Raw genomic sequence first — 20957 nt, forward strand, 5'->3', positions numbered from 1 at the left:
CACCCGTCAGCAACAGGCTGTCAACCCAGGGCACCCAGCAGGGTCTTGCTGAAGGCCGGCAGGTCGTCCGGCTTCCGGCTGGTGATCAGGTTGCCGTCGGTCGTCACGGTCTCGTCGACCCACTCGGCGCCGGCATTGCGCAGATCGGTCTTCAGACTGGGCCATGAGGTCAGACGGCGGCCACGGACGACGTCCGCCTCGATCAGCGTCCACGGCGCGTGGCAGATCGCCGCCACCGGCTTGCCGGACTCCATGAACGACTTCACGAAGGCGACCGCACCCGCGTCCGTTCGCAGTGCGTCCGGGTTCGCGACGCCGCCCGGCAGGACCAGCGCGGCGAAGTCGTCGACGGAGGCCTCGCCGACCGTCTGGTCGACCGGCAGCGTCTCGGCGGCGGTCAGATGGTTGAAGGTCTGCACGTCGCCGGGTTTCGGACTGAGCAGTACCGGCTGGTAGCCGGCCTCCGAAACAGCCTTCCAAGGCTCGGTGAGCTCAACCCGCTCGATCCCCTCGGCGGCGACCAGGAATGCGATCTTGCGGTCAGACATGATTCTCCTTCCGTGCGTCGGGACTCCCCGCCGGTACCCGACGAGCGGTCCACCACACGCACTACCGCGGCGGACCGCTCGCGATCACGGCACGCACATCGGCGAGCCGGGCAGTGGCCGGGGCGATGTCGGTGAGGCACCAGGTCGCACCGGCCTCGGCGAAGGGGCGGGGATCGGCGGCCGGGAGCGCTTCCACCACGATGTCGTACTCGTCGAGGGTGCCGCGCAGGTCGCGGAGGACGGCGGCGGCCTCGGCGATCTGATCCACCGACGTCAGGTTCACCGGGAAGAACCCGTCGTACCTCGCTGCTCGTCGCAACGGCTTCGGGTTGCCCGGGAAGCCCGCGACCCACACCGGCACGCGGCCGTGCACCGGGCGTGGCAGGAACCGCACGTCGTCGACCGTGTGGTGCCGCCCATGATGACGCACCGGCTCCCCCGTCCAGCCCGCTTGCAAGATGTCCAGCGTCTCGTCCATCTGCTCCGCACGGACTCGGTCGTTCAGCTCCTCACCGGTCCTGGAGTACTCCTGCGCGAACCGGTCGCTCCCCAGCCCGACGCCGAGCGTCAGCCGGCCGTTCGAGAGCCGGTCCAAGGTCGTTGTCTCACGCAACAGTTTCGTGGGCCGCCGGCGCGCGATCGGCGTCACCATCGGGCCGATCCGCAGGCGTTCGGTGGCCGCCGCCATGACGCTCATCATGATCCACGGATCCGAGACCGCGCGGGTCGGGGCCCGCCACCACAGCTGGTCCCACACGAAGAACCCGTCCCACCCGGTCTCCTCGGCGGCCGCGGCCAGGCGCGCGACCTCGACCGGGTCGGACAACTCGTCGAACAGCGGCAGCCAGATCGCGAACTTCATCGGCGCTCCTCGGTGTGTTTGACCAGCTCGTCCACGAACACACTCCAGTACGGCGCCGACAACCCGTGCCCCATCCCGCGCAGTACGACGAGTTCGGCCCCAGGCACCGCGTCCCGAATCGCCTCGCCGTGCGGCAACGGAAGCAACGGGTCCGCATCGCCGTGCAGCACCAACACCGGCACCGCGAGACCCGGGAACCCACCGTTCCGGGGCCCGTCGAACGTCATCGCGTAGTGGTTCGTCAGCACCGATTCGTAGTCCCGCGCCCGCGCCATGTCCTGCTGGACGAGCGCCCGCGCCGACGCCTCGTCGAACCGTCCCGCCGCCTCGGCCTCGATCGCGCGTACGACGTACTCCTCGACGCCGGCGGGATCGCTGAAGTCCGGCGTACCCAAGTGCGGGAAGTCCGGCGAGGGCGGCGGGAGCCCGTCGTCGCCGGTGCTGCTCGACACGAAGGTCAGGGAGGCGACGCGGGACGGGTGGTCGACGCCGAGGATCAGCGCCGTACCGCCGGACATCGACTGGGCCACCACGTGCGCCCGTTCGACGCCGAGAGCATCGAGCAGGCCGGCGGCGTCCGCGGCCAGGTCGCTCATCGCGTACCCCGGTGCGCCGAGCGGGAACGAGGTCGATCGTCCGGTGTCGCGCTGGTCGTAGCGGATCACGTAGCGGCCGCGGGCGGCGAGAGCGGCGCACAACTCGGCGTCCCACCAGAGCATGGACGCCGTCGCGCCGTGGATCAGCAGGATCGCAGGATCGGCGGGGTCGCCGTAGGTCTGGGCGCACAGCTCGATGCCGTTGACTGGGTGGATCTTCTCGGTGGTCATGTCTCGACCGTAGAAGCGGTCGATGATCGTGAAAAGCGATTGATTCTGATCAAAGCAATCGCCACTGGCGATAGACTGCGGGAATGTACGAGTTGCGTCATCTCGCGACGCTGGCGGCCGTGGCCGACGAAGGATCGTTCGGCCGGGCGGCGAACCGGCTCGGCTACACACAGTCGAGCGTGAGCCAGCAGATCGCCGTTCTCGAGAAGACCGCCGGTGGTCCGCTGTTCGATCGGCCGGGCGGGCCGAGGCCGGTCCGGATCACACCGCTCGGCGCGGTCGTCCTGCAGCACGGCCGCGACCTGCTGCGCCGGGCCGACGAGATGAGCGACGGGATCGAGCGGTTCCGCGCCGGGGACAGCCGGATCGACATCGGCACGTTCCAGACCGTCTCGAACACGTTGCTGCCGCGTGTGATCCGCGATCTCCGGGACGCCCATCCGGGCTGCGACATCCGGCTGTTCGAGGAGGAGACCGACGACCCCGACCTCACCGGGCTCGACCTGATGTTCTTCGACGGCCGCACCGGCGACAGCATCGAGGACCTCAAGCTGCTGGACGATCCGTACGTCCTCGTCGCGCGACCGGACGCCTTCCCCGCCGGGCCGGTCCCGCTCGACAAGCTCGACGGTCTGCCGCTGGTCGCCCATCCGCCGATCTGTCATCAGGCGGTCGTCGAGGACTTCCTGCGCGCCCGGGGCATCCGCCCGCAGTTCGTGTTCCGCACCGAGGGCAACGAAGCGCTGCTGGCGATGGTGCGCGCCGGTCTCGGTGCGGCACTGGCGCCGCGTCTCGCCGTACTCCGGGACGACGAGAGCCTGGCGTTGCACGACCTCACGCCTGGGCTCCCGCCGCGGGAGATCTTCCTGCTGTGGGAGGCCGGCCGCACCCACTCACCGCTCGCGACGCACACGATCGAACTCGCACGAAACGCGGCGGCCGACCTCGCCGCACAGAACAGTTAGCTGACCGTCAGCACCTTCGACGCCGTCTGCGTGCCCTGGTGATCGGCGTCGGCCAGCCACACCACGCGGTACGTGTACGTCCCGCGCGCCGTCGGCTTGATGCTGAACGCGTACTTCCCGTTGGTGGTCAATTTCCCGGTCGTCACCGCGACCCACGACGTACCGGACCGGCGCTGCAGGTACGCCGTCGTACCGGCGTGCGCGGGGTTCAGGTAGCCGTAGAGAAGCGTCGACGCGCCGAGCGTGATCGCCCCCGGAGTCAGGTACGCCGACATCGCCGGGTGCACCTGGACCAGCGCAGCCGTGCTCCGCGTCCCGAGCAGCCCGGTCGCGCCGTTGTAGCCCCACATGTAGTTCGTCGACACCGCGGGCTTCTGCGACGTGGATGCCACACCGTTCGCATCGGTGGTGAACGAACCGACCGTCGACCACTTGCTCGCGTTGATGGCCTTCGAATACAACACGGCCGGTACGCCGGCCATCTTCGCCGCACCGTCCAGTCGGGAGACGGCTGTCGAGAGCGTCACCGCGCCCGTGTACATGATCGATGCCGCGCTCGCGCCGATCGTCGCCTTCGTACCGACCAGGCGCGCGTCGACACCGGGACCGATCTTGCCCTTACTGTCCTTGACCCACACGCGGTACGCGTAGCTGGCCGAGTTCGGCAGCCCGGTCTGCGTGAACAGACTGGCCGTGCCCCCGTACACCGCCGTACCGGACGTCACCAGCGGCGGCGGCGTCGACCCGGCCGCACTCCGCACCATGATCTGCCCGAGCGTCGTGTTCGCCGGCTTACCCCACCGCAACGTCGCGGCCCCCGGCCCACCGGTCACACTGAAGCTGGTCACAGGCGGCGGCGGAGCGGTCAGGTTCAGGTAGTTCTTGTCGATGTTCAGCGTCACCCCACCGTTGGTCTCCGTCACGTTGTCGTACTGGTGGACGCGCTGGTGGTTGTTCCAGTAGGTCGAGGTGATGTAGTTGCTCGTGCCCTGCGGCAACCCGGACCTCCACTGCGCGAACCAGATGTTGTCCGGTCGCGTGTACGCCGTGCTGGTGTAGGCGCTGTTCAGATCCGCGCCGCCCGACGAGGCGCTGACGTAGGCGCCGCCGAGGTACCCACGGGAGTTCAGCTCCTGGGTCCAGCCGCTCAGGTAGGAGAGCACCGACACCTTGCACGCTGCCGTCGACGGGTAGCCCTCGATGTCGCTGTAGATCGCGCTGCGCGGTGCGAAACCGAGCGCCTGGGCAGCGGCGACGGCGTTGATCGCGGCGTTCCGGCCCTGCGTCACCGCGGTCGATGCGACGGTCGAGATCCGGCTGGCAGCCGGGAACCTGGTCGTGCACGGCGCCTGCAGGCCGACGTCGAGCAGCAGGAACTGCCATCCCTTCGCGGCGTTCGCCGACACCCAGTTCGCGGTCAGGTTGGGTTGCGTGGCACAGGTACGCACGCCGCCGCTGATGTAGATGCCGATGCCCTGGTACTTGGGGCGCCACGCATCCATCGTCGACTGCGGCGGCGCGTCGCAGGCATCGAACCCCTGGCCGGCGAAGTTGCCGGTCGCAACTACCGTCGGGGTGGCCGCCACGGCCGGCTGGGCGACACGGGCGGACGGGGTTTTCGTGACCACGCGACCGGTCGCGAGGACGTCACTCGCCGCGGCCTCGCCGCCCGGTGCGTAGTACGCGGTCGCGAGTACGCCGGCGTCGGTGATCGCGCGCCGCAGGAGGCCGTCGGTCGACGGCTGGGCGGTGGTCAACGGCTCGAGCACCAGGCCGGAACTGCGGCCGACGAGGTGGGCCGGGCAGTTCGACTGGGTCGTGCTGCGGCCCAGGTAGACCGCGGGCTGGTCGAGGCGCACGCACGCGCTCGGGTTCGTCGCCAGGTCGACGACCGGCCAGCCGGACGGAACGGTTACTTGGTACCCGCGGTACGAGACGGTCTTCGTCTCGGCGGCGGCCGCTGGGCCGGCGGCGGTGATGCCGGCTACCAGCGTGAGGGCGAGCGCGAGCCCCCCAGGTCTGAACAACCTCACAGTGCTCCCCAGTTCATCGTTGGACGGTGCCCCCAAGTGAAGGCGAGCGCCCGCGCCCCTGTCGAAGAGCTTCCGGCACTCGCCTCGATGCCCAGATGCTATCGGCGGCCGCGGCCGACCGGCCGCCGCCCCATTTTGGATCGATCAGTTCATAACGTGCTACGCTCGGCGCCATGCCGAGACCGCGGACGTTCGACGAGGATCGCGCCATCGACGCCGCGATGCGGGTGTTCTGGACCTCCGGCTACGAGGCGACCTCGACGCAGGATCTCTGTGACGCAACCGGGCTCGGCCGGAGCAGCATCTACAACACGTTCAGGAGTAAGCGCGACCTGTTCGACCGCGCACTGCGGCGCTACACCGAAAGCTCCACCGCCGGCCAGCTCGAGGTCATCCAGGACGCCACCGTCCCGATCAAGGAGCGGATCCGCCGCATCCTCTGGACCGCGGTCGAGCCCGACCCCGGCGACCCGGCGGGCTGCTTCGTGATCAACACGATCGTCGAGCTCGGCCCGAAGGACGCCGAGGTCATCGACCTCCTCGACCGCGACCACGAGCTCAAGCGCGTCGCGCTGACCACCGCGATCCGCGCGGCGCAGGCGACCGGTGAGCTCGACCCGGAGCGGGATGCGGCCGGACTCGCGACGTACGTCTTCACCGTTCTCGGCGGGCTGCGGGTCGCTGCCCGTCGCGGCGCGGATCCGGACACCCAGCGATCCGTCGTCGAAGCGACCCTCCGCAGTCTCTGAACTCTTCCACACGACCCGCGGTTCGTTCTGCCCAGATTTTGAACCGCTCGATCCACTATGAGAGGGCCTCATGCCTCGCGCCGTCTATCTGCTCGGCCTGGCGATCTTCGCCCAGGGCACCTCCGAGCTGATGCTCGCCGGTCTGCTCCCCGAGATCTCCACCGACCTGAACGTCTCGATCCCGGCCGCCGGGCTGCTGATCTCCGCGTTCGCGATCGGCATGCTCGTGGGCGCCCCGGTCCTCGCCGTCAGCACGCTGCGCTGGTCCCGCCGGGCCGCGATGCTGGCGTTCCTGACGATCTTCGCGCTCACCCACGTGGCCGCCGCGCTCACCTCGTCGTACGGCGTCCTGCTCGCGACGCGGGTCGCGGGGGCCTTCGTGTACGCCGGGTTCTGGGCGGTCGCCTCGGTGACCGCGATCGAGCTCGCCGGGCCCGAGGCGCGCGCGAAGGCGATGAGCGTCCTCGCCGGCGGTCTCACGGTCGCCACCATCGTCGGCCTGCCCGCGGGCACGCTGCTCGGCCAGCACCTCGGCTGGCGGTCGGCGTTCTGGGCGGTCGCGATCGCCTCGGTGATCTCGATCGCGGGCATCGTCACCACGATCCCGCGTGGTCGCAGTGCGAGCGTCCCGCAGTTGCGCCAGGAGTTCCGGAACCTGGCGAACCCGCAACTCTGGCTCGCCTACGCGACCACAGCGCTGTCGACCGGCGCGATCCTGGTGATCTTCAGCTACCTCGCTCCCCTGCTCACCGGAACGACCGGACTGTCCGACGCGTGGGTGCCCGTCATCCTGGCTCTGTACGGCGTCGGCGCGCTGATCGGCATCACGATCAGCGGACGGACCGCGGACCGGCGGCCGTTCCGCACTCTCGTTCTCAGCCTCACCGGGGTCGTCGCCGCGGCGGTGTTGCTGGCGCTGGCGACCGGCACTGCGTGGCTCGCAGTACCAGCGGTCATCGGTGTCGGGACGTTCGGCTTCGCGACCAACCCGGCGGTGAACTCTCGGGTGTTCAGCGTCGCGGGTTCGGCGCCGACGCTGGCCGCCGCGTTCAACATCTCGGCGTTCAACGTCGGCATCACGGTCGGTCCGTGGCTGGGTGGTCTCGCCCTCGACGCGGGGGCCGGGTACTCCTCGGTCGGCTGGATCGGCGCCGGTCTCGCGATCCTTGCCTTCGGCACCATTCCGCCGGCCCTGCGCGCGGCGGCCCGGGCGCGGGCCGGTCAGCCGGCGTACGAGACCGCCAGCTCGATCACCGGCGCGTAGCCCGCTCGGCGGGCGCTGGTCCAGGTCTCGGCGCCACCGGCGAGGTCATCGGTCGTCATCCGGTAGATCAGCGCCCGCACCAGCATCTGGCCCCACTCGGGGAGGTGGGCCCACCGCGCGGCGAGGTCCGGCGCCGCGCCGTACCAGCACAAGGCGTCCGCTACCGCGACGGCCGCGGCCCACGACGGCGGGCGCCAGTAGACCGGCCAGTCGATGATCGCCGGCGGCAACCCGTCGGCGAACATCACGTTTCCCGGCAGGTCGCCGTGCACGACCTGCGCCGCGAGTTCCACCGGTCGCCACACGTCGAGCAGCGGCCGGACCAGATCGACGTACGCCGTACTCCCGTCGATCGACTGCTCCCGCCAGGAGACCCGATCGCCGGCCGCCCACGGATCGTCCCGTTCGTCCACGAAGTCCGGCCGCGGCAGCCCGGCGACCGCCTCGTGAAACGCGCCCGCAGCCGTGAGTACGTCGTCCTGCCGCCGCACGTCCGTCGCGCCGGCAAGCAACTCACTCGCTTCCCACCCGTGAGCGACCCACTCTCCATCGAGTGCCCGCACCGGTCGCGGCACTCTGAACGCCGTCGACTCCGGCAGCACGCTCAACACATCCGCACGCCACGCGCTCTCACCGTCGGCCCGCTTCAGGACCACCTCACCAGAACGCCACGTCTGCCCTTGTCCACCCTCCAACCGCACAGCAGCCGACCTCAACCCGAACGCTTCCAGCACCAGACTCGGCGGACCATCCATGGCTGCAACTCTCTCATCCGGAGGAGATCCTGGCTCAGGCCGGCTGCCGCGCCCGAACCGCGCCCACCTCGGCCTTCAGGTCCGACCAGAACTCTGGTCCGGCGTCGACACGAAACGCCAGCCGATAGACCGTCGTCTTCTCCGGACCGCGCACCCGTAGCCGCACCTCGGACCGGCCCGGATGCGCCGCGAGCACGTCCCGCAAGAGGTTCACCGTGCGAGGTACGACGTTGTGCTGCGTCATCTCCAACTCGACCACCCCGACCGTCGTCAGATCAGGAACGTCGACCTCCGACCCGATCAGCCGCGGTACGTCGTCCCGCTTGTCCAACCGCCCCGTCACGAAGACGACCGCATCCTGCCGCAGCCGCCCGCCCACCAACTGATACGTCGCCGGGAAGAACAGACACTCCACCGACCCGGCGAGATCCTCGACCGTCGCCGTGGCCCACGGATCGCCCTTCTTCGTCACCCGGCGCTGCAGTCCCGAGATGATCCCGCCGATCGTCACGACCGCACCGTCGGGACGCTCGGCGAGCTGCGAGATCCCGAGGCCGGCCCGCTCGGCGAGGACGCTCTCGAGGCCGAACAGCGGATGGTCGGACACGTACAGCCCGAGCATCTCGCGCTCACGAGCGAGCAGGGTCGCCTTGTCCCACTCGTCCGGCGCGAAGGTCTCGTCCGGCGTGAACACCGGCGCGTCCGCCGTACCGAACAGATCGAACTGGCCCTCGGCTTCCTTGCGTTTCACGGCGACCGCGTTCTCGACCAGCTCCTCGTGCCGCTCGAGCAGCCCCCTCCGGGTGTGCCCGAGGGTGTCGAAGGCGCCGGCCTGGATCAGCGACTCGATCGCCCGTTTGCTGCAGGCAACGGCCTCGACCTTCGCCAGGAAGTCCGGGAACGACGTGTACCGCCCACCCTCCCGCGACCGGATGATCGCCTCGACCACGCCGGACCCGACGTTCCGGACGGCGGACAGCCCGAAGAGTACGACGTCCTCGCCCTGCGCCGCGAAGTTCGCCAGCGACTCGTTGACGTCCGGCGGGAGCACCTTGATCCCCATCCGCCGGCACTCGTTCAGGTACACCGCGGACTTGTCCTTGTCGTCCTCCACCGAGGTCAGCAAAGCGGCCATGTACTCGGCCGGATGGTTCGCCTTCAGGTACGCCGTCCAGTACGACACCAGCGCGTACGCCGCAGCGTGCGCCTTGTTGTACGCGTACCCGGCGAACGGCACCAGCACGTCCCACACCGCCTGCGTCGCGGCGTCCGAGATCCCGTGCTTGCGGCAACCGTCCCGGAACGGCCCGAACTCCTGGTCGAGTACCTCCTTCTTCTTCTTGCCCATCGCCCGGCGCAACAGATCCGCCTGCCCGAGGCTGTACCCGGCGAGGATCTGTGCCGCCTTCTGCACCTGCTCCTGATAGACCACGAGCCCGTACGTGATCCCGAGAACCTCCCGCAGCGGCTCCTCGAGCTCCGGGTGGATCGGCGTGATCTCCTGCTGCCCGTTCTTCCGGAGCGCGTAGTTCGTGTGCGAGTTCATCGCCATCGGCCCCGGCCGGTACAGCGCGGTCACGGCGGTGATGTCCTCGAACTGGTCCGGCCGCATCAGCCGGAGCAGCGCGCGCATCGCCGTACCGTCGAACTGGAAGACGCCGAGGGTGTCGCCGCGGCCGAGCAGCTCGAAGGTACGGGCGTCGTCGAGCGGCAACCGCAGCAGGTCGATCTCCAGGCCCTTGGTCGCGTGCACCATCTTCACCGCGTCGTCGATGATCGTCAGGTTGCGCAGGCCGAGAAAGTCCATCTTGAGCAGGCCGAGCGACTCGCAGCTCGGGTAGTCCCACTGCGTGATCGTGACCCCGTCGCTGTGCCGGACCCAGACCGGCACGTGGTCGACGATCGACTCGCTGGACATGATCACGCCGGCCGCGTGCACCCCCATCTGCCGGACCAGTCCCTCGACACCTTTCGCGGTGTCGATCACGGTCCGGACGTCGGCATCGTTGTCGTACATCGACCGGACCTCGGCCGCTTCGTCGTACCGCGGGTGGCCCGGGTCGGTGATGCCGGTCAGGTCGATCCCGGCACCGCCGACGTCGGCCGGCATCGCCTTGGTGATCCGGTCGCCGGTCGCGTACGGGAAGCCGAGCACGCGGGCCGAGTCCTTGATCGCGTTCTTCGCCTTGATCGTGCCGTAGGTGCCGATCATCGCGACCTTGTCGGCGCCGTACTTCTCGGTGACGTAGCGGATCACCTCGACCCGGCGGCGTTCGTCGAAGTCGATGTCGACGTCCGGCATCGAGACCCGCTCCGGGTTCAGGAACCGCTCGAAGATCAGGCCGTGCTCGATCGGGTCCAGGTCGGTGATGCCGAGCGCGTACGAGACCAGCGAGCCGGCCGCCGAACCACGCCCCGGACCGACCGCGATGCCGTTCCGCTTGGCCCACATGATGAAGTCGGCGACCACCAGGAAGTACCCGGGGAACCCCATCTGGACGATCACGTCGATCTCGTACTCGACCTGCTTCTGATACCGCTCGTCCCACCCGTCCGGGTAGCGCCGCCGCATCCCCCGCAGTACCTCGTCGGTGAACCACGTCACCTCCGTGAATCCCTCGGGTACGTCGAAGCGCGGCATCAGATCGCGCTTCTCGAACATCCCGGCCGTGTCGATGCGCTCGGCAACGACCAGCGTGTTCCGGCAGCCCTCCTGCCACGCGTCGGACGAGTCGATCGCGTACATCTCGGCCGCCGGCTTCAGGTGGTAGCCGGTCCCGTCGAACCGGAAGCGCTCCGCGTCGGTGAGCGTCTTACCGGTCTGGATGCACAGCAGCGCATCGTGCGCCGCGGCTTCGGCGGCGTACGTGTAGTGCGAGTCGTTCGTGACGAGTGGCGGGATCTTCAGCTTGCGCGCGACGTCGAGCAAGCCGTCGCGGACCCGGCGTTCGATGTCGATGCCGTGGTCCATCAGTTCCAGGAAGTAGTTCTCCTTGCCGAAGATGTCCTGGTACTGCGCGGCTGCCTCGACCGCCGCGTCGTACTGACCGAGCCGGAGCCGCGTCTGCACCTCGCCGGACGGGCATCCGGTGGACGCGATCAAGCCCTCCGACCACTGCGCCAGGCTCTCCTTGTCCATCCGCGGCCACTTCTGCAGCCAGCCCACCTGATACGCGTCGGACGAGAGGCGGAACAGGTTGTGCAGACCGGTCGCGTCGCGCGCCCAGATCGTCTTGTGCGTGTACCCACCGGACCCGGCGACGTCGTCGCGCTTCTGCTGCGGCTGCCCCCAGAAGACCCGCTCCTTGGTCCGGCGGGATCCCGGCGCGACGTACGCCTCGATGCCGATGATCGGCGTGATGCCGGCCTTGCCCGCCTGGTGGAAGAAGTCGTAGGCACCGTGCAGGTTCCCGTGGTCGGAGATCGCCAGATGTGTCATCCCCTGCTCGTTGCAGGCCGCGAACAGATCCTTCAGCCGCGCGGCCCCGTCGAGCAGCGAGTACTGCGTATGGACGTGCAGATGTGTGAACGAAGGCACCCGAACTCCACAACGATCAGTTGTCAGGAGCCCTCATCCAAAGCCGGTCACACCGGCTGATCAAACAACCCGAGACCGCCCTGGACAACCAGCGGTTGTACTGTCTGGTCCCGTGAATCTCGACAGCCTGCGGGCGTTCGTGGCCGTCGCCGAGGAAGGCCAGTTCCGGTACGCCGCGGATCGGTTGCGACTGAGTCAGCAGGCGGTGTCGAAACGGGTCGCGGCACTGGAGTCGTCGCTCGGCGTCACGCTGTTCGACCGGGTCCCGACCGGCGCGACGCTGACCGCGCAGGGCCGGACCTTCCTGCCGCACGCGCACGCCGTACTGATCGCGGCTCGGCATGCGGTCGAGTCCGTGCAGAGCGAGGTACGGCCGCTACGCGTCGACATCCTGAACAGCCGAACGCTGCCCGCGGTGCTGATGCTCGACTTCCACCAGACTCATCCCGAGATCGCGCTCAAGACGCTGGTCCTGCGCGGACTCGGCACGGCACTGCCCGCGCTGACAGCAGGCGAGATCGACGCCACCTTCGCGTACTCCCCCGAGCCGTTGCCACCGGGGATCGAGAGCATGGTCGCGTATCTCGAGCCGCACGAGATCGTCGTCGGCGATCGGCATCCGCTCGCCGGCCGTACGACGGTTCCGATCGACGAGTTGCGCCCGTACACGATCTGGATCCCGGGGATCGTCGACGGTAGCGAGTGGGGTGCGTTCTACCGCGAGCTCTCCGCGGAGTTCGGGCTGACGATCGACTCGACGGGACCGAACTTCGGGTTCGAGGACCTGGTCGCGACGATCGCGGACTCACGGTCGCTGATCACGTTCTGGGGCGAGCGGACCCGCGAGGCCGGGCCATGGCCGCGCAACCTGCGGCGGCTGCGGGTCGTCGATCCGACACCCGTCTATCCGTGGTCGCTGATCTGGCTGCGGTCGAACAGGCGCCCGGATCTGGCCGCGCTCATCGAGCACGTACGCCGCGAGCCACAACCCACGGACACCGGTGAGCTGTGGCTGCCGGAGACATTACGTGACCAACCACGGTCTGTCGGCGCGGGCGGGTCGGAGCACGACGAACGGCAGGTGGCGATCTAGGATTTCGCGGTGACTGATCTCGACCTGTTCGGCGACCTCGACACCGCCGCTCTTCCGGAGCGGCAGCAGCGGATCCTGGTGGTGATCCGGGACTGGGTGACCCGGCACGGGTACCCGCCGAGCAGCCGGCAGATCGGCGACGCGGTCGGCCTGCGCTCCTCGTCGTCGGTGTCCAAGCACCTGGCCAGCCTGGAGGACAAGGGCTTTCTGCGCCGCAGCCCGTCGGTGTCCCGCCCGATCGACGTCCGGATGTTCCTGCAGGAGACGAGCCGCGACACGAGCGACGAGAACGTCCCGGTCCCGGTGGTCGGCGACATCGCGGCCGGTACGCCGATCTCCGCGGTCGAGCACGTGGACGACGTACTGCAGCTCCCCCGCGGTCTCACCGGTCGCGGCAACGTCTTCGGCCTGCGGGTCCGCGGCGAGTCGATGATCGACGCGGCGATCTGCGACGGCGACATCGTGGTGGTCCGGCAGCAGTCCGAGGCGCACTCGGGTCAGATCGTCGCCGCGATGATCGACGAGGAGGCGACCGTGAAGGTGTACCGCCGCCGCAACGGCCACGTGTACCTCGAGCCACGCAACCCGGCGTACGAGATCATCGACGGCGACAACGCCACCGTCCTCGGCATCGTCGTCTCGGTCCTGCGCAGCGTCTGACCACACCAGGTCCCGGCCGAGACAACGAACACGCGGCGCCGCATCGCAGTGCGCCAAGCCCGCCGCGCCGTCGGCTCGCCACCCGACGCCCGCACACCACCTCAACGTCAACCTGAGGGTTTGCCCGCACGGCGCTCACTCTCATGGTGAGGGTCCTCCCCTCGCCTTGGGGGTTCTCCGCTGGTATGCGAGCGAAGAACCCCCAAGACGAGGGGTTATCCGTCGGTGTTGCGGTGCAGTCAGTGCCGCCGCGGACCGCCCAGGAGCGTGGTCCGGGTCGGTGAGCAGGCGAACGCCTCGTCCGCCGTCCGCTCGACCTGGACCTTCGTCACGATCGGATCCGTCGTTGTTCTCCTAGATTTTCTGGCCCAGGCGTTCGTGGAGCAGGTGCAGTTGGGCCGGGTTGGTGGTGAGGTCCGCGGCGCGCTCGTCGGCGGCGCGTGCTTCGGCGTGGCGGCCGAGGTCGCGGAGGAACTGTGCGCGGGTGGCGTGGAACAGCGGGTAGGCGTGGAGTTCTTCGGACAACCGGTCGAGCTCCTCGAGCGCGGTCGCCGAACCTCGTACGTACGACAGCGCGACGGCCCGGTGCAAACAGGTGACCGAGCTCGGCTGCACGGCCAGGAGCATGTCGTAGAGCACGAGGATCTGCGGCCAGTCGGTGTCGTCCCACGTCGGCGCCTCGCTGTGGCAGGCGGCGATCGCGGCCTGCAGCTGGTACGGCGCCGGCGCGCGGAAGCGATGTGCCGTCCGGGTGAGCAGTGCGGTCGCGTCGGCGATCGCGGCGTGGTCCCACAACGTGCGGTCCTGGTCCTGGAGCAGCACGAGGTTCGGGGTGAAGCGGGCCGCCGTACGGGCGCGGTGCAGGCGGATCAGGGCGAGCAGGCCGGCGACCTCGGGCTCGTTCGGGAGCAGGCCGTGCAGGAGCGCGGTCAGCCATTCGGCGTCGTCGACGAGGTCGCGGGAGTGCGCGCGGTCCGCCGTACTGGACAGGTAGCCCTCGTTGAAGAGCAGGTAGATGACCGTCAGTACTTCGGTGAGGCGCTCGGACAGCTCGTCGTCGCGCGGGATCCGGTACGGGATGCCGGCGTCGGTGATCTTGCGCTTCGCCCGCGTGATCCGTTGCGCGACCGCCGACTCCGACGCGAGGAACGCCGCGGCGATCTGGGCGGTCGTCAGTCCGCAGACCACCCGCAGGGTGAGCGCGACCTGGGCCTCGCGGGCGAGCGCCGGGTGGCAGCAAGTGAAGATCAGCCGAAGCCGGTCGTCTGCCGGTGGCTGCTCCAGCGGTTCGAGCAGTGCCAGCTTGGCGCGGTAGTTCTGCTGCCGCCGCAGTACATCGAGACCGCGGCGCTTGGCGACCGTGAACAGCCAAGCGTCCGGCCGCTCCGGGATGCCCTCGACCGGCCAGCGTCTGAGCGCGGCCTCGACCGCGTCCTGAACGAGGTCCTCGGCAGCGGAGAAGTCGCCGAGCAGCGAGACCAGGCCGCCGGCCAGCCGGCCCGCGTGGTCACGCACCACCCGGGCCAGCTCGTCCTGCGTGCTCACAGCGGTCACATCTCCTGCGTCACATCGCCCGCGTCACATCTCCTGGACCGGCCGGATCTCGACGACCGGGCAGGCCGGCCAGGTCTTCACCATCCGGAGCGCCTCGTCGAGATCCTCCACGTCGATCTCGGTGAACCCGGAGATCACTTCCTTGCCCTCGATGAACGGACCGTCGGTGGCCAGCACCCCGCCGTCCAGCCGGACCGTCGTCGCGGTCTCCGGCCCCTGCAACTTGTTGCCGCGGTTCGTGATCTTGTCCTTGTGGTCCTCGAACCACTGGTAGACCCGCCGGTACGCCGTCTCCTTCTCGGCCGGCGCCAGCGCCGCGAACTCCTCCGCGAACTCCTCGGTCTCGATGAACATCAACACGTACTTCACGGAATACCTCCCTGCGGACAGTCTTGCTCAGTCTGGCTCAGGACGCGGGCTGGGTGGCGTAGAGATCGACGCCGTTCCCGGACGGATCCGCGACGGTCGCGTACCGCATCCCCCACGGCGCGTCGAACGGCTCCTGCAGACCGTGTACGCCGGCGCTCACCAACTCGGCGTACGTCGCGTCGACCGCCGCGGGACCGTCGTACTCGAAGGTGAGAAACGTCCGGCCGAGCGCCGGCGGCGTCCAGCCCTCGGTGGTCTTGCGGCGCATGTCCTCGGTGTCGAGCATCAGGTGCAGGCCGTTCGGCAGGTCGCAGCCGGCGTGGTTGTCCGGCATGTACGGGTCCGGCACGAACTCCAGGCCGAGGCGGCGGTAGAACTCGATCGCTGCGCCGAGGTCGGACACGACGATGTCGATGGCTTTCACGGTGGTGGACACGGTGCGCACTCCTTGGTGGTCGAACTGCTGTCACCGTGGAGACGATCGGCGGACGCCCTGATCCGACATGTCTGGGAAACTGGAGCGCATGAATCGACCCGTGTTCGCCCGGATGTACGCACGGGTTCGCCCGTCGCTGGACGAGGTCGGTGCCGCCGGCCACCGGCGGCGGCTGCTCGCCGGGACCGCCGGGCAGGTCGTCGAGATCGGCGCGGGCGACGGCGGCAACTTCGCCCACTACCCCGCGGCGGTCACCCGGGTGATCGCAGTCGAGCCCGAGCCGTTCCTCCGCACCGCGGCCCACCGCGCCGCCGCCACCGCGCCGGTCCCGGTCGAAGTCGTCGAGGGTACGGCGGACCGCTTGCCCGTCGCTGACGAGTCAGCCGACGTCGTGGTGGCGTCCCTCGTCCTCTGTTCGGTCCCCGACCAGTCGGCCGCGCTGGCGGAGGCGAGGCGGGTCCTCCGGCCGGGTGGTGAGCTGCGGTTCTACGAGCACGTCGCGGCTGAAGACGGGACTCGGCTGGCGACGGTGCAGAAGGTGATGGATGCGACCGTGTGGCCGTGGTTCGTGGGTGGCTGTCACACCCATCGGGACACCGCGGGGGCGATCACCGCGGCGGGGTTCGAGATCGCGGAGCTGGATCGGTTCGCCTTCCCACCGGATCGGACGTCACCGGCGAGCCCGCACATCCTCGGTCGGGCGGTACGGCCGGTCAATGGTGATTAGGCCCGTCGTCCGAGGACTTCCCGGACGTCCCGCCGCCTGTACCGTGCTTGCCCGAGGTCGACTTCGTGGTCGACGGTGCAGTCGTCCGATGGCCGCCCTTGTCATCGCCCGGCTCGGACGTCCTGGTCACGCGCGGAGTACGCGTGCGGTCGCCGCCGTGGTCGTCCGGTGTGCTGCGGGTCGGAGTCGGGGCGATTTTCTCGCTCTGCGGCGTGATCGTCTCAGGTGGTGGGAACCAGAGCGGTGCCGGCGAGTTGCCCGGCGTACCGGGATCGAAGGCTGACCAGACAGCCGTCCCGCCCGCAACCAGGCCGGCGGCCGCAACCAGACCGAGTACGCCCGTGCCGGCCCACGCGAGGTAGCGGCGCGATCGGTGTGTCGGCTCGTCGGCCGAGCCTGCCGACCGCAGCACGACCGGGCGCCGGCGCGGGTCTGCAGGGTTCTCGTCCATGGATCGATCCTCGCCGAACCGGCGGGGCCGCGGCCATCGGACCTTGGTACTAGTACCTACTCGTCCCGCCGCTGCCGCTGGGACCAGAGCGCGGCCTGGGTGCGGTCGGTGACGCCGAGCCGCTGGTAGATGTTGGTGAGATGCGCCTTCACCGTGCGCTCGCTGATCCCGAGCCGCCTGGCGATCGTCTTGTTCGGCAGCCCGGACCCGACCATGTCGAGGACCTGCTGCTCCCGGTCGGTCAGCTTCGTGTCCGGACCGGGCGACCGCCGGTTGGTCAGCAGCACCCGCGCCGCCTTCGGATCCAGCGGCGAACCGCCCGACACGATCTCGCGGATCCCGGTCAGGATCACCTCGGGCTCGCTGTGCTTCAGCAGATATCCCTCGGCACCGGCCTGCAACGCGTCCAGGATCCGCGTCTGATCGCTGAACGAGGTCAGCACGAGCACGTGCGCGTCCGGATCCGCCGCGACGATCCGCTCGGTCGCCGTGATCCCGTCTGTGCCGGGCATCGACAGGTCCATCAGTACGACGTCCGGCTTCAGGTCGGCCGCCATCGTGGCCGCCTCGGCACCGTCACCGGCCGCGCCGACGAGCTCGATGTCGTCCGCCGTACCGAGCAGCTGGGACAGGCCGGTGCGGACGATCGCATGGTCGTCCACAATCAGCACCCTGATCACCCGGCTCACACCGGCACCTCGGCTTCCACCCGTGTTCCCTGGCCGGGCGCGGCCCGGACGGTCAGTGTGCCACCCGACTCGGCGAGCAGGTCGCCGATCGAGCGTAGCCCGAGGTGCCCGTCGCTGCTCCGTTCGCCGAGCCGTGACTCGTCGAACCCGCGACCGTCGTCGTCCACCACCAGCACCCCACGCCCGTCCGCACGGCCCGCCTTGATCAGCACCTCCCGTGCCCCGCTGTGCGCGGCGACATTCCGGACGACCTCCTGCGCCGTCCGGAACAGCAAGGCTGCCGCCGCGGTCGGCAACGACTCCGCTCCGTCGGTCTCCAGCCGGACCTCGACGCCGGTCCGCTCGAGTCCGGCCGCCAGCTCGGCCAACGCCGACGCCAGCCCTTCCTCGGCCAGGTTCGGCGGATAGATGTCCACCAGCAACGAGCGCAGCGACCCGATGCTGCCCCGCAACCGCGAAGCGCCATCGGCGATCAGCTCCGCCCGTTGCCCCTCGGAAGGACTCCCCAGCCGCATCGCGTCCAGCGCGTAGTTCAGCCCGGTCAGCTCCTGTACGACGCCGTCGTGCAACTCGCCCGCGATCCGCCGGCGTTCGGCGTCCGACGCGTCCACGGCGTGCTGCAGCAACCGCTCGCGATCCCGCTGCTGGCGCTGCACCCGTCGGGCCAGCGACCACGCGAACGGGATCTGCACCAGCTCCAGCACCAACAGCGCGCCGAGCGACGGCGGCGCGAACCGCTGCCACGCCGCCTGTCCCGCTTCGGTGACCGCCCGATACTCGAAGTACGCCTCGAACAGCATCGGCTGACCGTTGGTCGCGCGAACACCGACGTACACCTCGAGCAGCTTCTGGTACGGGATCTCGAACTGGTTCTCGGGCCGGCTCAGGTCGCTGACCTCGGACGCGCTGCTGCCCTGCCGCTGCAAGGCCGCCTGCTCCTCGGCGCCGAGCGGGAACTGGCGGCCGACCAGTCGCGGCTCGTCCGAGTACACGATCGTCCCGTCGGCGTTCCACACCTTGACGCGGACCAGCGAACCCTGCAGCACATACCTGCGCATCGCCTCGTCGAACGAGCGCAGCGCGGCCGGCTGCCCTGCGACGACGGCGGCGTCCAGACGCGGCTCGACCACCCCGCGCGCGGTCACGTACGTCACCTGCCGCGCGGACTCGGTGGCCTGCTCGACGCCCGCCTGGCGCGCGACGAACGCGATCAGGGCCGCGAGCGAGAGCAGCACGATCAGGCCGGCCGCGGTGAAGCGGACCAGGAGCCCGACCGTCGAGATCGGGCCACGGTCGGCGCGTCGAAGTCTCCCCATGGCTGGGATCGTAGGGTGCGCGCGCCGTCCGGCGGCAGCCCGACAACGGTCGTAGTACCAACGTGCACTACCGGAGCCGACCAGCCGGCGGCGAGCGTTGTCGGCATGAGACTTCCGCTGTCACTCGCCGTCGCCGGGCCCGCCGCACGAGCAGAGCTCCCCGCTCTCGCCGCCGCAGCCGGCCTCGTCGTCCTGCGAGTCGGCGCGGTCCTCCTCCGCCCCTGGCCCCTCGCCCTGGCCGTAGACCACGCCCTCCGCCCGGCCGCCCAGAGCACCGCCCTGACCGTGTCCCCCGCTGCCGGTCCCACTGCCGCCTCCACCGCGGTCCCCGCCACCGCCCCGGCCACCGCGGTGTCGGCCGGCGGGCACGGATGGGTGGCGGATCCGCTGGTTGTGCTTGCTCTGGCGGCGGCTGCGAGTGTGCTGCTCTCGGCGATCGTCGGTCTGCTCGACATGGCCGTCCTGCGCTCGGTCGAAGGTGCCGCCGAGCGGATCGGCGCCGGCCTGCGCGCCACGATGTTCCAGCGCACGATGACCCGGTCCCTGCGCTGGCACGACCGCATGCGCAGCGGCGAGCTCGTCTCCAGACTCACCACCGACGTCGGCCGCCTCCTCGACGCAGTAGTCGCGGTCACCACGTCCTTCCTCCCCGACGCAGTCATGCTCGCCGGCGTCATCGCCCTGCTCGTTGCCTTCGACCCGCAGCTGGCGCTGATCGGCCTCACCGTCGCTCCGGTGCTCGCTGCCCTCGCGGTCCGCCAGCGCCGCCTGATCCGCGCCGCGCAACAAGACGCCCGCACCGAGTCCGGGCGGTTGGCGGGAGCAACCACCGATCTGCTCCGCAACGTCCGGGCCGTCCAGGCGTTCGGCCGCTTCGACCGTGCCGCCGCGATCTTCGGCACCCGCAACCGCGCCGTCCTCGACGTCGAACTCCGCGCCATCGAAGTCGACGCCCGCTGGACCCCCATGGCCGACGTAGTCCTGGCAATCGGTGCCGCCCTCGTCCTGGTCGTCGGCGGCCGGCACGTGCTCACCGGAGCGCTGAGCGTCGGCGGGCTCCTGGTCGTGCTGGCCTATCTCCGAGACCTCTACTCCCCCGTCCGCGGCCTCACCCGCCTGTCCGTCGTACTCGCCAAGGCCGGTGCCAGCGCGGTCCGCGTCCGCGACGTGCTCGCCTGCGACGAAGCAGTCCAGGACCGGACAGACGCCCGCCCAGCACCGCATCTCCGCACGGGGATCCGCTTCGAGCGCGTCTCCTTCGGTTACGAGCCCGGCCGCCCGGTCCTCGACCACTTCGACCTCGATATCGCTGCCGGTGAGACCGTCTGTCTGCTCGGCCCGAGCGGCATCGGCAAGAGTACGGCGCTGCACCTCCTGCTCCGCCTGTACGACGTCGACGCCGGCCGCATCCTGATCGACGGCGTGGACCTCCGGGACTGCGACCAGCGCAGCCTCCGTGACCGGTTCGCCTTCGTCCCGCAGGACCCGTGGCTGCTGGACGCGACCGTTGCCGAGAACATCGCGTTCGGCAACGAGAACGCGACCCGCGCGGGCGTCGTCGCGGCCGGCCGGGCCGCTCTGGTCGACGAGTTCGCCGACCGTCTGCCGTTCGGCTACGACACCCCGCTTGGCGAAGGCGGCGTACGGCTGTCCGGTGGTCAGCGGCGCCGGGTCGCGCTGGCCCGGGCCGCGGTGTCGTCGGCACCGATGGTGCTGCTCGACGAGCCGACCGCCTCACTCGACCCGGTTTCGGCGGCCGCGGTCATCGAAGCCATCCGGACCACCACCGCGCAGCGCACGGTGCTCGTGGTCACCCACGATCGCGACCTGGCGGCGATCGCCGACCGGGTCGTCACGCTCGACCACGCGCTCAGCGGAAGGAGGTGAACACCATGACTCGCCACGACAACCCGCGGATCAAGCCGGTCCTGCACCACGGCGGACGGTCCCGTAGCCGGTCGCGCTCGCGCAGCCGTTCCCGCAGCCGTTCGCGCGGCTGACCCACCCCCAGCCTGGGGCCCGCGGGGCCCCCCCCCCCGCCCGCGGCCGGCCCCCCGGGGGGGGGGGGGGGGAGGGGGAACCCGCGACCGCCCGGGGGGCGAGGAATAGGGGCCATGCGTG

Annotated in this window: 19 protein-coding genes; 7 read left to right on the forward strand and 12 right to left on the reverse strand. The window is 69.9% G+C overall.

The annotated features are described in order from the left end of the window. Nucleotides 1–20: 20 nt before the first annotated feature. The 3 genes from ACFYRH_RS26330 to ACFYRH_RS26340 all read right to left on the reverse strand — a co-directional run bounded on the left by ACFYRH_RS26330 (nucleotide 21) and on the right by ACFYRH_RS26340 (nucleotide 2237). Complete coding sequence (locus ACFYRH_RS26330) at nucleotides 21–548, reverse strand: type 1 glutamine amidotransferase domain-containing protein (RefSeq protein ID WP_387780597.1); 528 nt, start codon at nucleotides 546–548, stop codon at nucleotides 21–23. Between the two features lie 61 nt (nucleotides 549–609). After that, complete coding sequence (locus ACFYRH_RS26335; protein WP_387780599.1) at nucleotides 610–1410, reverse strand: LLM class flavin-dependent oxidoreductase; 801 nt, start codon at nucleotides 1408–1410, stop codon at nucleotides 610–612. After that, nucleotides 1407–2237 carry an alpha/beta fold hydrolase gene (locus tag ACFYRH_RS26340; protein ID WP_387780601.1) on the reverse strand — a complete coding sequence of 277 codons (831 nt, stop codon included), beginning with the start codon at nucleotides 2235–2237 and terminating at the stop codon, nucleotides 1407–1409. Before ACFYRH_RS26340 ends, ACFYRH_RS26335 begins: the two co-directional genes overlap by 4 nt. 83 nt (nucleotides 2238–2320) lie before the next feature. On the opposite strand from ACFYRH_RS26340, the gene ACFYRH_RS26345 reads away from it, so the two are divergent. After that, nucleotides 2321–3202 (forward strand): LysR family transcriptional regulator, encoded by an 882-nt coding sequence (locus tag ACFYRH_RS26345; RefSeq protein ID WP_387780604.1) that lies wholly within the window; start codon nucleotides 2321–2323, stop codon nucleotides 3200–3202. Here ACFYRH_RS26345 and ACFYRH_RS26350 read toward each other — a convergent pair. Beyond that, entirely contained in the window at nucleotides 3199–5229 is a 2031-nt protein-coding gene (locus ACFYRH_RS26350; protein WP_387780607.1) for a glycoside hydrolase domain-containing protein, read from the reverse strand. The two genes, ACFYRH_RS26345 and ACFYRH_RS26350, sit on opposite strands and share 4 nt — an antisense overlap. A 179-nt stretch (nucleotides 5230–5408) precedes the next feature. On the opposite strand from ACFYRH_RS26350, the gene ACFYRH_RS26355 reads away from it, so the two are divergent. Together ACFYRH_RS26355 and ACFYRH_RS26360 are read left to right on the forward strand one after the other, a co-directional pair. Beyond that, entirely contained in the window at nucleotides 5409–5984 is a 576-nt protein-coding gene (locus ACFYRH_RS26355; protein WP_387780610.1) for a TetR/AcrR family transcriptional regulator, read from the forward strand. Between the two features lie 70 nt (nucleotides 5985–6054). Then, the gene (locus ACFYRH_RS26360; protein ID WP_387780613.1) at nucleotides 6055–7248 is read left to right on the forward strand and encodes a Cmx/CmrA family chloramphenicol efflux MFS transporter; all 1194 of its coding nucleotides are present in this window, start codon (nucleotides 6055–6057) and stop codon (nucleotides 7246–7248) included. Here ACFYRH_RS26360 and ACFYRH_RS26365 read toward each other — a convergent pair. Both ACFYRH_RS26365 and dnaE read right to left on the reverse strand, forming a co-directional pair. Continuing rightward, a complete protein-coding gene (locus ACFYRH_RS26365; protein WP_387780616.1) occupies nucleotides 7206–8003 on the reverse strand; it encodes a TIGR02569 family protein in 798 nt (265 codons plus the stop codon). The two genes, ACFYRH_RS26360 and ACFYRH_RS26365, sit on opposite strands and share 43 nt — an antisense overlap. 34 nt (nucleotides 8004–8037) lie before the next feature. Next, nucleotides 8038–11541, reverse strand: a complete 3504-nt coding sequence (dnaE, locus tag ACFYRH_RS26370) for a DNA polymerase III subunit alpha (protein ID WP_387780619.1) — start codon at nucleotides 11539–11541, stop codon at nucleotides 8038–8040. A gap of 112 nt (nucleotides 11542–11653) precedes the next feature. On the opposite strand from dnaE, the gene ACFYRH_RS26375 reads away from it, so the two are divergent. Further along, a complete protein-coding gene (locus ACFYRH_RS26375) occupies nucleotides 11654–12634 on the forward strand; it encodes a LysR family transcriptional regulator (protein WP_387780622.1) in 981 nt (326 codons plus the stop codon). A 9-nt stretch (nucleotides 12635–12643) separates the two neighbouring features. Then, nucleotides 12644–13294, forward strand: coding sequence for a transcriptional repressor LexA (lexA, locus tag ACFYRH_RS26380; RefSeq protein ID WP_387780625.1), 651 nt, complete (start codon nucleotides 12644–12646; stop codon nucleotides 13292–13294). A gap of 354 nt (nucleotides 13295–13648) precedes the next feature. Here lexA and ACFYRH_RS26385 read toward each other — a convergent pair whose 3' ends face one another. Genes ACFYRH_RS26385 through ACFYRH_RS26395 form a run of 3 tightly spaced genes read right to left on the reverse strand, consistent with a single transcriptional unit; the run spans nucleotide 13649 to nucleotide 15653 of the window. After that, entirely contained in the window at nucleotides 13649–14839 is a 1191-nt protein-coding gene (locus tag ACFYRH_RS26385; RefSeq protein WP_387780628.1) for an RNA polymerase sigma factor, read from the reverse strand. 33 nt (nucleotides 14840–14872) lie between these two features. After that, nucleotides 14873–15217 (reverse strand): YciI family protein, encoded by a 345-nt coding sequence (locus ACFYRH_RS26390; RefSeq protein WP_387780631.1) that lies wholly within the window; start codon nucleotides 15215–15217, stop codon nucleotides 14873–14875. A 37-nt stretch (nucleotides 15218–15254) separates the two neighbouring features. Then, entirely contained in the window at nucleotides 15255–15653 is a 399-nt protein-coding gene (locus ACFYRH_RS26395; protein ID WP_387780634.1) for a VOC family protein, read from the reverse strand. Between the two features lie 88 nt (nucleotides 15654–15741). On the opposite strand from ACFYRH_RS26395, the gene ACFYRH_RS26400 reads away from it, so the two are divergent. Further along, a complete protein-coding gene (locus ACFYRH_RS26400; RefSeq protein ID WP_387780636.1) occupies nucleotides 15742–16380 on the forward strand; it encodes a class I SAM-dependent methyltransferase in 639 nt (212 codons plus the stop codon). On the opposite strand, the gene ACFYRH_RS26405 is transcribed toward ACFYRH_RS26400, so the two are convergent. The 3 genes from ACFYRH_RS26405 to ACFYRH_RS26415 are packed head-to-tail and all read right to left on the reverse strand — an operon-like array spanning nucleotide 16367 to nucleotide 18836. Beyond that, nucleotides 16367–16831 (reverse strand): hypothetical protein, encoded by a 465-nt coding sequence (locus ACFYRH_RS26405; RefSeq protein ID WP_387780639.1) that lies wholly within the window; start codon nucleotides 16829–16831, stop codon nucleotides 16367–16369. The genes ACFYRH_RS26400 and ACFYRH_RS26405 overlap by 14 nt on opposite strands. 56 nt (nucleotides 16832–16887) lie before the next feature. Then, nucleotides 16888–17520, reverse strand: a complete 633-nt coding sequence (locus ACFYRH_RS26410; RefSeq protein ID WP_387780642.1) for a response regulator — start codon at nucleotides 17518–17520, stop codon at nucleotides 16888–16890. Further along, nucleotides 17517–18836: a sensor histidine kinase gene (locus ACFYRH_RS26415; RefSeq protein WP_387780645.1), complete on the reverse strand. Its 1320-nt coding sequence runs from the start codon at nucleotides 18834–18836 to the stop codon at nucleotides 17517–17519. Before ACFYRH_RS26415 ends, ACFYRH_RS26410 begins: the two co-directional genes overlap by 4 nt. 105 nt (nucleotides 18837–18941) lie before the next feature. Here ACFYRH_RS26415 and ACFYRH_RS26420 point away from each other — a divergent pair, with 105 nt between their 5' ends. Continuing rightward, on the forward strand, nucleotides 18942–20723 hold the full coding sequence (locus ACFYRH_RS26420) for an ABC transporter ATP-binding protein (RefSeq protein WP_387780648.1): 1782 nt from the start codon (nucleotides 18942–18944) through the stop codon (nucleotides 20721–20723). The last annotated feature ends 234 nt before the right edge of the window (nucleotides 20724–20957 follow it).

The sequence above is a fragment of the Kribbella sp. NPDC004875 genome, from assembly GCF_042873375.1.
Lineage (GTDB): Bacteria > Actinomycetota > Actinomycetes > Propionibacteriales > Kribbellaceae > Kribbella.

What these genes read in the sequence shown, in the direction of transcription:
- ACFYRH_RS26345 (WP_387780604.1), top strand. Translation starts at nt 2,321, where the DNA reads ATGTACGAGTTGCGTCATCTCGCGACGCTGGCGGCCGTGGCCGACGAA.
- ACFYRH_RS26330 (WP_387780597.1), bottom strand. Translation starts at nt 548, where the DNA reads ATGTCTGACCGCAAGATCGCATTCCTGGTCGCCGCCGAGGGGATCGAG.
- ACFYRH_RS26340 (WP_387780601.1), bottom strand. Translation starts at nt 2,237, where the DNA reads ATGACCACCGAGAAGATCCACCCAGTCAACGGCATCGAGCTGTGCGCC.
- ACFYRH_RS26365 (WP_387780616.1), bottom strand. Translation starts at nt 8,003, where the DNA reads ATGGATGGTCCGCCGAGTCTGGTGCTGGAAGCGTTCGGGTTGAGGTCG.
- ACFYRH_RS26420 (WP_387780648.1), top strand. Translation starts at nt 18,942, where the DNA reads ATGAGACTTCCGCTGTCACTCGCCGTCGCCGGGCCCGCCGCACGAGCA.
- ACFYRH_RS26405 (WP_387780639.1), bottom strand. Translation starts at nt 16,831, where the DNA reads ATGGACGAGAACCCTGCAGACCCGCGCCGGCGCCCGGTCGTGCTGCGG.
- ACFYRH_RS26360 (WP_387780613.1), top strand. Translation starts at nt 6,055, where the DNA reads ATGCCTCGCGCCGTCTATCTGCTCGGCCTGGCGATCTTCGCCCAGGGC.
- ACFYRH_RS26355 (WP_387780610.1), top strand. Translation starts at nt 5,409, where the DNA reads ATGCCGAGACCGCGGACGTTCGACGAGGATCGCGCCATCGACGCCGCG.
- ACFYRH_RS26400 (WP_387780636.1), top strand. Translation starts at nt 15,742, where the DNA reads ATGAATCGACCCGTGTTCGCCCGGATGTACGCACGGGTTCGCCCGTCG.
- ACFYRH_RS26335 (WP_387780599.1), bottom strand. Translation starts at nt 1,410, where the DNA reads ATGAAGTTCGCGATCTGGCTGCCGCTGTTCGACGAGTTGTCCGACCCG.
- ACFYRH_RS26415 (WP_387780645.1), bottom strand. Translation starts at nt 18,836, where the DNA reads ATGGGGAGACTTCGACGCGCCGACCGTGGCCCGATCTCGACGGTCGGG.